Below are 11,335 nucleotides of genomic sequence, written 5' to 3'. Positions count from 1 at the left end.
CCTCCTCTCCGGCGCCGAGGACGCGGCGGCCGGCCGCCCCCCCCCGAGCTGCCGCCGCCGCCCGCGCCGCCGCTCGAGGAGCTCGACGAGGACCCGACGTAGCTCGACGTGGACGACGAGAACGACGACACGCTGCCGGCGAAGGCCGCCGCGTGGAAGCCGTTCGGCCCGTAGTACCAGACCGGCTCCTCGCCGGTGCGCTCGTAGGCAGACGCGAGCTCCGCCGACCACTCCTTCTCGAGCCCGAACAGCACGGCCCACGGCAGCAGGCGCTCCGTCACCTCGACCACCTCGACCGGTCCGACCGTGCGCCGGTCGGCCCCGCGCGGCGACTGCAGCATCGCGATCCGGTCGGCCTCGGCCAGGCGGATGTACAGCTCGAGCCCGCGGAGGTGGTCGCGCAGCTCCGCGCCCGCCGCCGTGAGCGGCACCCTCGAGACCAGGATCGTCCCGACGACGGCCGCAATGATCGCGACCAGCATCAGCACGAGCGGGAGCGGGCCGCCGAAGGAACGGGTCATCAGGAGGATCGCGCCCAGGAAGGCGGCCATGACACCCAGCAGCAGCGGCACGAGGACGAGGACGCTCCCGCCGATCGTCCCGGCCTTCTTCAGTCCCGCCTCGGTCACCCGGTTGCCCAGCGCGATCCGGAACTGTCCGACCGCCTTGCCGAACGCCTTGTCCTTGCCCGAGAGCTCGCGCACCGCACCAGGCTCCCGGCCCACGGCGATGTCGAGGAACTCGCGGTCGTCGGAGGCGAGGGGCCGCGGGCGTCCCGCGCGTCGCGTGGGCGTCGTCGCGGGGTCGAGCACCCGCACGGCGTACTCCTGCTTCCGCCCGTCCCCCGTCTCCTCGATGCGCACGAGGCCGCGGACCGCGGCGTCCAGGAGCCCGGCGGCGGGCGCCTTCGCCGTCTTCCGGAGCAGTGCGGCGGAGAGGAACAGCCCCTCCGCGGGCGGGTCGTACTCGGCGACCACGGTCGGCCGGCCCGGAGCGTCGCGGAGCACCGTCCGACGGCGCCGCACCGCGAACCCGAGCCCGATGAGGACCGCGGCGAGGCCGCCCAGCTGCACCCAGGACCAGCCCGAGGCGAGGTAGCGGTCGTCGCGCGGCGTGAAGGTCCCGGGGGCGAAGCCGATCGCCACGGTCACGTTCTCCCCCGGAGCCAGCGACTCCCCTGATGCCGTGACGACCGCGCCGTCGCGGCCGATCGGACAGGGCGTCGTCGAGCCCCCCGGCCCCCGGTAGCAGCTGACGGTCCCCGTCGCGGCGGAGCCCAGCGACCCCGCGAGCTCGACGCGCACGTCGTAGCGGTCGAAGGACTGGCGCCAGCCCGTGCCGTTGACGTCCCAGTAGAACTCGTCCTCGCCGCTGCGGGTGCCGGAGCCCGGAAGGGTCGTGTTGTGCTGCGAGTAGGTGAAGACGTAGGTCTGGCTGCCGCTGACGAACTCGTCCGCCGCGCTGGTGACCAGGAGGAAGCCGTCCTCGCGCTCGGTGTCGACCGGCCGCGCCGCTCCGTCGCCGTCGGTGACGGACACCAGGTCGACGTCGGTCGGGTGCCCCTCGTAGTCGAGCGGGATCGCGCGCTGCATGCCGCGGTTCTGCGACGGCGGGAACTCGGCGACGAAGGTCTCGACGGTGGTCAGCGTCGAGCGGCCCTCCTCGTCTCGGTCGAGGCGGAAGTCGGCCGAGTACTCCGAGAACCGGAAGTCGTCCACATCCGCGCGCACGACGCCCGCCACGGCCTGCGGAGCCGCCACGGCCTGCGCCGCCGCTCCACCGACCAGCAGCGGAACCGCGAGGGCCACGGCCGCCGCTCGCCGCGCGACCACCCCCGCCCGGCCGGTCGAGGCGGACAGGATCGTGCCGAGCAGCCCCCACATGCCTGTGATGCTACGCGCCGACGCACGCCCGGCACGTCCCCCGGGCGGACTACTGGAGGAGGAACTGCGTCGGCGAGCCCGAGGGGATGCCGGCGACCGACACCGACAGGTTGTAGGCGGCGCCGCCCGCCTCGACCGCCTCGCGTCCGCCGGAGCAGGTGTCGGCGGAGGAGCGCGTCCGGTCCCAGGTCAGCGCGCTGCCCGTCACCGAGCGGCCGGCCTGGAGGAGCACCGGGAGGTCGGCCGCGCCGGTCTGGCAGTCGGTCGAGGTCCAGATCTGCTCGGAACCGCTGGTGATCGTGAAGACCTGCGTGCTGGTGCCGGCGTCGATCACGCAGTCGGTGCTGGAGATGTTGGCCAGCGAGAGCGAGAGCTGCGGATCCTCGCCGGGCGCGTAGCTCGTGGCGTCCGTGACCGCGGTGACCGCGACCGAGTCGGCCGTGCAGGCGGGTGCCGCGCCGGGCGTCGCGCCGGGCGAGGTGGTCGGGTAGAGCGTCGGCAGCACGACGGTCGGCGTGGGGCTCGGCTCGGCGTCGGAGGCGGTCATCCGCGGGAGCAGCGACAGCACGACCGCCAGACCCGCGACGATGACGACCAGCGCGAGCAGCACTCCGGCGCGGCGTCGCCGATAGACCCGGGAGGGCAGGCGGCGGGGCGGCGGAGTCACCGGGACAGGCTACGACGTGGCGACGGTCAGAGCGTCTTCAGCATGCGGGTGTTGCCGAGCGTGTTCGGCTTCACCCGGGCGAGGTCGAGGAACTCGGCGACTCCCTCGTCGGGAGAGCGCAGCAGCTCGGCGTAGACCTCGGGGTCGACGACCTTCTCGCCGATCGGCTCGAAGCCGTGGCGGGTGAAGAAGTCGACCTCGAAGGTGAGGCAGAACAGGCGCTTCAGACCGAGCTCGCGGGCGTCGTTCTCGAGGCGCTCCAGGATGTGGTGGCCCACGCCCCTCCCGAGCCAGTCCTGCGCGACCGCGAGGGTGCGGACCTCCGCGATGTCGTCCCACATCACATGGAGAGCGCCGCAGCCGATCGCCGTGCCGTGGCCGTCCTCCGCGATGCGGAACTCCTGCACGGCGCCGTAGAGCACCACGCGGTCCTTGCCCAGGAGGATGCGCTCGTTGACGAGCGGCTCGCTGAGCTCCTGGATGAAGGGGACATCGCTCGTGCGCGCGCGGCGCACCGGGTACTTCCAATCGGCCATTCGACAAGCCTAGGCCGCACCGGGCGCGGGATCCTGCGAGCGGACGCCCGCCCCTGAACGACGACGTGCCCGCCCCCTCGCGAGAGGGGACGGGCACGGGGTCGATCGGGAGGCTGCTACGACATCAGGTCGGGCGTCGCCGGGCCGGCCGTGGCCGCTCCCGTGGACGCACCGGCGCTGATCGAGATCAGTCGCGGGGTCGTGGTGAAGACGAACGCGTTGTCGGCGAAGTCCACGTGGATGTGGTCTCCGGCGCCGAGCTCGCCGTGCAGGATCCGCTCGGACAGCTGGTCCTCGATCTCGCGCTGGATCGCGCGGCGCAGGGGGCGCGCACCGAGGGCGGGATCGAACCCGACCTCGATCAGGCGCTCCTTGGCCGGCTGCGTCAGCTCCACCGTCATGTCGCGGTCGAGCAGACGGTCGCCCAGGCGCTTGATGAAGAGGTCGACGATCTGGAGCAGCTCGGGCTTGGACAGCTGCGGGAAGACGATGACGTCGTCCACGCGGTTGAGGAACTCGGGCTTGAAGTGCTTCTTGAGCTCCTCGTTGACCTTGCCGCGCATGCGGTCGTAGCCGGTGGCGTTGTCGCCCTCGATCTGGAACCCGACGGGACCACCGGCGATGTCACGAGCACCGAGGTTGGTGGTCATGATGATGACGGTGTTCTTGAAGTCGACGACACGGCCCTGGCCGTCGGTCAGGCGACCCTCCTCCAGGATCTGGAGCAGCGAGTTGAAGATGTCCGGGTGCGCCTTCTCGATCTCGTCGAAGAGGACCACGCTGAACGGCTTGCGGCGCACCTTCTCGGTGAGCTGGCCGCCCTCCTCGAAGCCGACGAACCCGGGAGGGGCGCCGAACAGCCGCGAGACGGTGTGCTTCTCGCCGTACTCCGACATGTCGAGCGAGATCATCGCGTTCTCGTCGTCGAAGAGGAACTCGGCGAGCGCCTTGGCGAGCTCGGTCTTCCCGACGCCCGTGGGGCCGGCGAAGATGAACGAGCCCGAGGGGCGCTTGGGGTCCTTGAGGCCCGCGCGGGTGCGGCGGATCGTCCGCGAGAGGGCCGCGATGGCCTCCTCCTGGCCGATGACGCGCTGGTGCAGGGCCTTCTCCATGAAGACGAGCCGCGAGGACTCCTCCTCCGTGAGCTTGAAGACCGGGATGCCGGTCGCCTGGGCGAGCACCTCGGCGATCAGGCCCTCGTCGACCACGCCGGTGGCCTTGACGTCGCCCGACTTCCACTGCTTCTCGAGGCGCAGGCGCTCACCGAGCAGCTGCTTCTCCTCGTCGCGGAGCGACGCGGCCTTCTCGAAGTCCTGGTCCTCGATCGCGGCCTCCTTGGCGGAGCGGACCACGGCGATGCGGTCGTCGAAGTCGCGCAGCTCCGGCGGCGCCGAGAGGATCGAGAGGCGCAGGCGCGCGCCGGCCTCGTCGATCAGGTCGATCGCCTTGTCGGGGAGGAAGCGGTCGCTGATGTAGCGGTCGGCCAGGTTGGCCGCCGACACGATCGCGCCGTCGGTGATGGACACCTTGTGGTGCGCCTCGTAGCGGTCGCGCAGACCCTTGAGGATGTTGATCGTGTGGGGCAGCGAGGGCTCCGCGACCTGGATCGGCTGGAAGCGGCGCTCGAGCGCGGCGTCCTTCTCGAAGTGCTTGCGGTACTCGTCGAGCGTGGTCGCGCCGATGGTCTGCAGCTCGCCGCGGGCGAGCAGCGGCTTGAGGATCGAGGCGGCGTCGATCGCGCCCTCAGCGGCCCCTGCGCCGACGAGGGTGTGGATCTCGTCGATGAAGGTGATGATGTCGCCGCGGGTGCGGATCTCCTTCGTGACCTTCTTCAGGCGCTCCTCGAAGTCGCCGCGGTAGCGGGACCCGGCGATGAGCGAGCCGAGGTCGAGCGTGTAGAGCTGCTTGTCCTTCAGCGTCTCGGGCACGTCGCCGCGCACGATCGCCTGGGCGAGGCCCTCGACGACGGCGGTCTTGCCGACGCCGGGCTCGCCGATCAGGACGGGGTTGTTCTTGGAGCGGCGGGAGAGGATCTGCATGACCCGCTCGATCTCCTTCTCGCGCCCGATGACCGGGTCGAGCTTGTTGTCGCGCGCCGCCTGGGTGAGGTTGCGTCCGAACTGGTCGAGGATCTGCGATCCCCCCTGAGGCTGCTGCTGCTCACCGCCCACGGCGACCTGCTCCTTGCCCTGGTAGCCGGAGAGCAGCTGGATGACCTGCTGGCGCACGCGGTTCAGGTCGGCACCGAGCTTGACCAGCACCTGAGCGGCGACGCCCTCGCCCTCGCGGATGAGGCCGAGCAGGATGTGCTCGGTCCCGATGTAGTTGTGGCCGAGCTGCAGCGCTTCGCGCAGGGACAGCTCGAGGACCTTCTTCGCCCGAGGCGTGAAGGGGATGTGGCCGGTCGGCTGCTGCTGCCCCTGGCCGATGATGTCCTGCACCTGCTCGCGCACAGCGTCGAGCGAGATCCCGAGGGACTCGAGCGCCTTGGCGGCCACTCCCTCGCCCTCGTGGATCAGGCCGAGCAGGATGTGCTCCGTGCCGATGTAGTTGTGATTGAGCATCTTGGCCTCTTCCTGGGCCAGGACGACGACGCGCCGCGCGCGATCGGTGAATCTCTCGAACATGCTGTCACTCCCTACAGAACCCGCAGGGGTGGGCTCCGATACGTCGACTGTAACCAGCGCTCCCCCCGGTGAGCAGGCCTGTTCGCCCTGGGCGTGCACGCGATCCGGAGGGGTGCGGGCGGCGCTCTGGTCCGCGGGTCCATGCGAAGGCATACACTTCCCGCATGAGCAACCTGGAGGAGCATCCCGACGAGCTCCCCGTCGCCGCGTTCCCGGCCCCCCGCGAGCCCGGCGCGGTCGAGATCCTGCAGGCGCGGCTCGTCCCGCTCGGCGGTCCGCGCGCGATCGAGGTGCGCCGCACCCTCCCCCAGCGCTCGCGGTCGACGATCGGCGCGTGGTGCTTCGCCGACCACTACGGTCCCGTCCGGCTCGGCGAGGAGGCCGGGATGGACGTCCCGCCGCACCCGCACACCGGCCTGCAGACCGTGAGCTGGCTCTTCGAGGGCGAGATCGAGCACCGCGACAGCGTCGGCAGCCTCGCCGTGGTGCGCCCCGGCGAGCTCAACCTGATGACGGCCGGACGCGGCATCTCGCACTCCGAGGTCTCGACCGGGGGCGCGCCCGTCCTGCACGGGGTGCAGCTCTGGGTCGCGCTGCCCGAGGAGGCGCGGCTCGTCGATCCGTTCTTCGAGCACCACCGCGGGGTGCCCGTGGAGCTGCCCGGCGCGCTGGTGCGCGTCTTCGTCGGAGGGATGCTGGGCGCGTCGGTCCCCGCGAGCACCTTCACTCCGCTGGTCGCCGCGCAGATCGATCTCGAGCCGGGTGCCCGGGTCGAGCTGCCGGTGGAGGAGTCGTGGGAGTACGGCGTGCTCGTCGACGCCGGCCCTGTGGCGGTCGAGGGCGCGGACGTCGCGCGCTCGGACCTCGCCTACCTGGCGCCCGGCCGCTCCCACCTGGTGCTGACCGCCGGGGACGCGGGAGCGCGCGTGGTGCTGCTCGGCGGCGAGCCGTTCGCCGAGGAGCTGGTGATGTGGTGGAACTTCGTCGGCCGCAGCCACGACGACGTGGCGGCCGCCCGCGAGCGCTGGCAGTCCGACGTGATCGCCGGCGCGGATCCGGCGGGCCCGTTCGGCACCGTCGACGGGTACGGCGGACGCGCGCTCCCCGCGCCCGTGCTGCCGACCGTGCGTCTCAAGCCGCGCCGCCGCGCCTGAGCAGGCGCCGCCGCGTCGCGAGCGGGACGGAGCCGTCGGCCGGAAGCGCGGGCGTCGCCGTGGTCCCGGTCGACCACCGCGACTCCCGCGCTCTCACCGGTGCGTCAGGACGCGTCCGACTCCTTCTTCGCGGCGGCCTTCGCGGCGGCCTCGCGGTCGGTGGCCTCGGCCGTCTCTCGGAAGGCGCGGCGCGGATCCTGCAGCGCGCTCATCGGCGAGAGGTCGCGCGGAGTGACGGCGTCGACGAGCCAGCCCGTGATGATCCGCCACTTGCGGTCCAGGGTCGGCATCGCCGCTCCGTGGTAGGCGCGGTGCGCGAGCCAGGCGGGGAGGCCGCGCAGCTTCACGCCCTTGATCAGGCCCGCACCCTTGCCGATGCCGTACTCGGCGACGGTCCCGACGGAGACGTGGCGGTACTCCTCCACGACGCCGCCGGTGAGGTCGGCGATGATGTTCTGCGCCAGGAGCTTCGCCTGCCGGACGGCGTTCTGCGCGTTCGGCGGGTAGTACGCGGGCTGCTTCTCGCTGGTGAGGTCCGGCACCTGCGCGCCGTCGCCGGCCGCCCAGGCGCCGCCCACCGGCTCGCCGTCCTCGCGGATGACCCGCAGGCGCGCATCCGCCATGACGTGGCCCTTCGGCCCGCGGGGGGCGTCGGTCGCGTCGAGGATCGGATTCGGCTTCACGCCGGCGGTCCACACGATCGTGGCCGTCGGGATGCGCTCGCCCGAGGAGAGCTCCACGACGCCGTCCTCGCAGGAGGGCATCGTCGTCTTCAGGTGCACGTGCACGCCGCGCGAGCGGAGGTGGTCGAGCGTCCACTTCGACAGCTCGGGACCGACCTCGGGGGCGACCCTGTCCAGCGCCTCCACGAGGTGCCAGGTGACGTCGCCCATCGAGAGCGAGGGCTGCGCGGCGAGGGTCTTGCGGCTGAGGTCGAGCAGCTCGCTCAGCGCCTCGACGCCGGTGTAGCCGCCGCCGACGAAGACGAAGGTCAGCAGGCGCCGGCGCTCGGCGGGATCGGTGGTGAGCGCCGCCTTCGCGATGTTCTCGATGACGCGGTCGCGCAGATGCGCCGCCTCCTCCACCGTCTTGAAGCCGATGCCGTGCTCGGCGAGGCCCGGCGTGGGGAAGGTGCGGGTGACCGCTCCGAGCGCGAAGACGACCTGGTCGAACTCGATCGTGCGGGTGGAGCCGTCCATCGCGGCGACGGTCGCGCTCCGCTCGGCGAGGCTCACCCCGGTGATCGCGCCGCGGATCACGCGGGTGCGCTTGAGCGCGGAGACCAGCGGCACCGTGACGTGGCGCGGCTGCACGTGCCCGCCGGCGACCTCGGGCAGCAGCGGCTGGTAGGTCATGTAGGGGTTCGGCTCGACGACGGTGACGTCGATCGGCGCCTCCCCCCGTCTCTTCTCGAGGCCCCAGGCGGTGTACAGGCCGACGTAGCCTCCGCCGAGGATGAGGATGCGCGTCGTACGGGATGCCGTCATGTCCGTTCCCTTCTCGAACCCGGCGCCGAGCAGGCGGAACCGGATGGTGCTGAGGACGCTCCGACGCTACGCGGGAGACGGCGGCACGCACAGGCCCTTGCGCCAGGAGCCGGGTGCCCGCATCCTCCGCCGTCCCGCAGCGGGTACGAGAGCCCTACTGCAGCGCCGAGGTGAGCCGCGCGAGGTTGTCGAGCAGGGTCGAGCGGAGGGGCTGCTGCCGCCACTCGCGGAGGGTCAGCTCGCGGGAGTGCTCGCGGTAGTCCTGCTGCACCTGGCGCAGGTCCTCGACGAACTCCGAGCCGCGCACCATCAGCGAGACCTCGAGGTTGAGCGTGAAGGAGCGCATGTCCATGTTGCTCGAGCCGATCACGGCGACGTCGTCGTCGATCGTGAAGTGCTTCGCGTGCAGGATCGTCGGCTTGCGGTACATCCAGATCCGCACGCCAGCGGTCAGCAGCGTCTCGTAGTAGGAGCGCTGGGCGTGGTAGACCACGGCCTGGTCGCCGATCTCGGAGACGAAGAGCTCCACGTGCACGCCCCGCCGGGTCGCCGTGGTGATCGCGTAGAGCATCGCCTCGTCGGGCACGAAGTACGGGCTGGTGATGATGATCGACTTCTGCGCCGAGTAGAGCAGCGTCAGGAACAGGCGCAGGTTGTTCTCACCCTCGAACCCCGGCCCGCTCGGCACCACCTGGCAGTCGATCGTGTCGCGCTGCTGCAGCGCCTCCATCGGCTCCGACTCCCGCAGGAGCAGCTCGTCGGTCTCGCTGTACCAGTCGGTGATGAAGATGGCGTTGATGCCCTGCACCACCGGCCCCTCGAGCCGCACCATCAGGTCGTGCCAGTGCAGGCCGCGGCGGATGTTGCCGCGCTTGTTGTAGCTGGAGTCGACGACGTTCTGCGAGCCCATGAAGGCCGCGTTGCCGTCGACGATCAGCAGCTTGCGGTGGTTGCGCAGGTCGGGGCGCTGGTACTGCCCGCGCCACGGCCGCACGGGGAGCATGTACGACCACGACGCGCCCGCCCGCTCGAGGGCGCGCAGCCGGCGGTGCGTGCCGCTGTAGTAGCCGGGCACGCGGATCGACGCGATGTGGTCGAGGAGGATCCGCACCCGGACCCCGCGGGCCACCGCGCGGTCGAGCGCGTCGAAGAAGGGCGCCGTGGTCGAGTCGGCGGCGAGGATGTAGAACTCGCAGTGCACGTACCGGCGGGCGCGGTCGATCTCGGCGGCCATGGCGCGGATGGTCTGCTCGTAGTCGCCCTGGAGGCGCGCGTCGTTCCCGCCGACCAGCGGCATCGCGCCGAGGTTGCGGTTGAGGGTGACCACCGACTCCAGCCACTGCGGCCACGGGTGCTCCCGGGCGACGCGGTCGATGCCGTCGGTCGACTCCAGGATGAACCGGTTGATCTCCTGCTGCTTCCGGCGGCGCTTGCGCGGCAGCCGGTAGCTCCCGATGAAGAGGAACAGCAGGATGCCGACGTACGGGATCAGGAAGATCGCCATCAGCCAGGCGAGGCCGGTGGTCGGACGACGGTTCCGCGGCACGACGATCACGGCGATCACGCGGACCACGAGCTCGACGACGACGGCCGCGATCGGGAGGATCACGGCCCAGTCGGGTGCGGGCACCGCGCCTCCTCGTTCGTCGTGCGGGGCCGCGCAGCGGGCGCGGGAGGCACCCGCGCGGCGGCGGTGGTCAGGAGGCGTCGCGGGGAGGCAGGCCGCGGCGCTCGCGCTCGCGGGCCTCGATGCGGTCGTACGCCCGGCGCTCGTTGCGGTCCGAGCGGATGAGGGCGCGCATCACGAACCAGAAGATGGCTCCGACCGTGATCGTCGGCACGAGGGCCCACAGCCCCTGGTTCCACAGCTCCCAGTCCATGCGGCGATCCTACCCGCGGCACCGGCGCGGGAGCCGTGAGCCCGGGGACCCGTGCGCCCAGCGGCTTTCGCGGGCGCCGGGCGCTACTGGCTCTCGACCGACTTGTTCAGCGCCGCGGCGTCGGAGTTGAGGCCCTCCAGCTCCGAGCGCAGGCCGTCGTACACGGCGATGTCCGCGTCGATGGCGGCCCGGGTGGCGTCGACGGCCTGGCTGCGGGCGAGCAGATCGGCGCGCTCCGTCTCGAACTCGGCCGTCGATCCGAAGTCGCCGCTGTCGGCGCGCGAGTTGAAGTCGTCGATCTCGACGTTGAGCGCGTCGTACTCGGCGTTGTTCGCGTCGACCCGCGCCGTGAGGTCGGCGTACATCGTCTCGATCCGGGAGACCAGGTCCTCGATGCGGTTCTCGAGATCGGTGAAGACCGCCTCGTAGCGGGCGTTCAGTCCCACGACGACGGAGCGGTCGTCGAAGAACTCGGCGTAGTGCGCCTCGAGCGCCGGCGGAAGGTCGGCCACCTCGGTCCCCAGGATCGAGTGCAGCTCGTTGACGCGCTCGCCGAGGCCGCCGGTGCGGTACAGCTCGAGGCGCTCGGCGATCGTGCCGTCCTGCGGGAGGGTCTCGTAGGCGGCCTCGAGCTCGTCGCCCAGCTCGGCCTGCTCCTCCGCATCGAGCCGCACCCATGCGGCGTGCAGCATCTCGTGCGCCGCCGTCACGTCGCGGATCCCGTCGAGGTCGGGGTTGGCGACGTCCGAGATGTAGATGCTGGTGCCGGTGTAGCAGCCGAGGACGATGTCGTCGGAGGCGCCGTAGCCGCAGAGGTCGTTGAAGCCGGCGGTCGGCTCGACCGACGGGCTCGACGCGTAGTAGAGGGCGCGGCCGCGGTCGGACATGGCGGTCCGCTCCGCGAATCCGGCGATCGTGGGGTCGGGCGTGAACGCCTCGGCGGCCCGCCGGTCGGCCAGTGCGGTGCCGACGTCGCCGGAGGAGGTCACGACGCTCGCGGCGACCGCGGTCCCCACTCCGAACTGCGCGATCGTGAGGACGCCCGCTGCGACGGCCGCGACGATGCTCGATGCCCTGACCATGTCTCCCCCTCGCCGGCCG

The 11,335-nt window shown here is 71.7% G+C and carries 9 protein-coding genes; 1 reads left to right on the top strand and 8 read right to left on the bottom strand.

Features of this window, described 5'->3' with window-relative positions:
* From C5C24_RS14720 to C5C24_RS14705, 4 genes are all read right to left on the bottom strand, one after another.
* Nucleotides 1–1,883: DUF2207 domain-containing protein (locus tag C5C24_RS14720; RefSeq protein ID WP_104305318.1), on the bottom strand; the 1,883-nt coding region annotated here is incomplete at its 3' end.
* A gap of 49 nt (nucleotides 1,884–1,932) precedes the next feature.
* Nucleotides 1,933–2,550, bottom strand: coding sequence for a hypothetical protein (locus C5C24_RS14715; protein ID WP_104305317.1), 618 nt, complete (start codon nucleotides 2,548–2,550; stop codon nucleotides 1,933–1,935).
* 26 nt (nucleotides 2,551–2,576) lie between these two features.
* Complete coding sequence (locus tag C5C24_RS14710) at nucleotides 2,577–3,086, bottom strand: amino-acid N-acetyltransferase (protein ID WP_104234293.1); 510 nt, start codon at nucleotides 3,084–3,086, stop codon at nucleotides 2,577–2,579.
* 116 nt (nucleotides 3,087–3,202) lie between these two features.
* Nucleotides 3,203–5,713 (bottom strand): ATP-dependent Clp protease ATP-binding subunit, encoded by a 2,511-nt coding sequence (locus C5C24_RS14705; RefSeq protein ID WP_104277266.1) that lies wholly within the window; start codon nucleotides 5,711–5,713, stop codon nucleotides 3,203–3,205.
* Nucleotides 5,714–5,877: 164 nt separating this feature from the next.
* On the opposite strand from C5C24_RS14705, the gene C5C24_RS14700 reads away from it, so the two are divergent.
* On the top strand, nucleotides 5,878–6,867 hold the full coding sequence (locus tag C5C24_RS14700) for a pirin family protein (protein WP_104305316.1): 990 nt from the start codon (nucleotides 5,878–5,880) through the stop codon (nucleotides 6,865–6,867).
* 104 nt (nucleotides 6,868–6,971) lie between these two features.
* Here C5C24_RS14700 and C5C24_RS14695 read toward each other — a convergent pair whose 3' ends face one another.
* From C5C24_RS14695 to C5C24_RS18080, 4 genes are all read right to left on the bottom strand, one after another.
* A complete protein-coding gene (locus tag C5C24_RS14695) occupies nucleotides 6,972–8,354 on the bottom strand; it encodes an NAD(P)/FAD-dependent oxidoreductase (protein WP_104282290.1) in 1,383 nt (460 codons plus the stop codon).
* Between the two features lie 154 nt (nucleotides 8,355–8,508).
* Nucleotides 8,509–9,984 (bottom strand): cardiolipin synthase, encoded by a 1,476-nt coding sequence (gene cls, locus C5C24_RS14690; protein WP_104224093.1) that lies wholly within the window; start codon nucleotides 9,982–9,984, stop codon nucleotides 8,509–8,511.
* A gap of 67 nt (nucleotides 9,985–10,051) precedes the next feature.
* Nucleotides 10,052–10,234: a hypothetical protein gene (locus tag C5C24_RS14685; RefSeq protein ID WP_104224094.1), complete on the bottom strand. Its 183-nt coding sequence runs from the start codon at nucleotides 10,232–10,234 to the stop codon at nucleotides 10,052–10,054.
* Nucleotides 10,235–10,317: 83 nt separating this feature from the next.
* The gene (locus tag C5C24_RS18080) at nucleotides 10,318–11,316 is read right to left on the bottom strand and encodes a hypothetical protein (protein ID WP_104277262.1); all 999 of its coding nucleotides are present in this window, start codon (nucleotides 11,314–11,316) and stop codon (nucleotides 10,318–10,320) included.
* Nucleotides 11,317–11,335 lie beyond the last annotated feature (19 nt).

This window comes from Rathayibacter sp. AY2B3 (assembly GCF_002931755.1).
Taxonomy (GTDB): domain Bacteria; phylum Actinomycetota; class Actinomycetes; order Actinomycetales; family Microbacteriaceae; genus Rathayibacter.
Note: the sequence above shows the minus strand (reverse complement) of the source record. Positions and strands in the feature narration are given on the sequence as shown.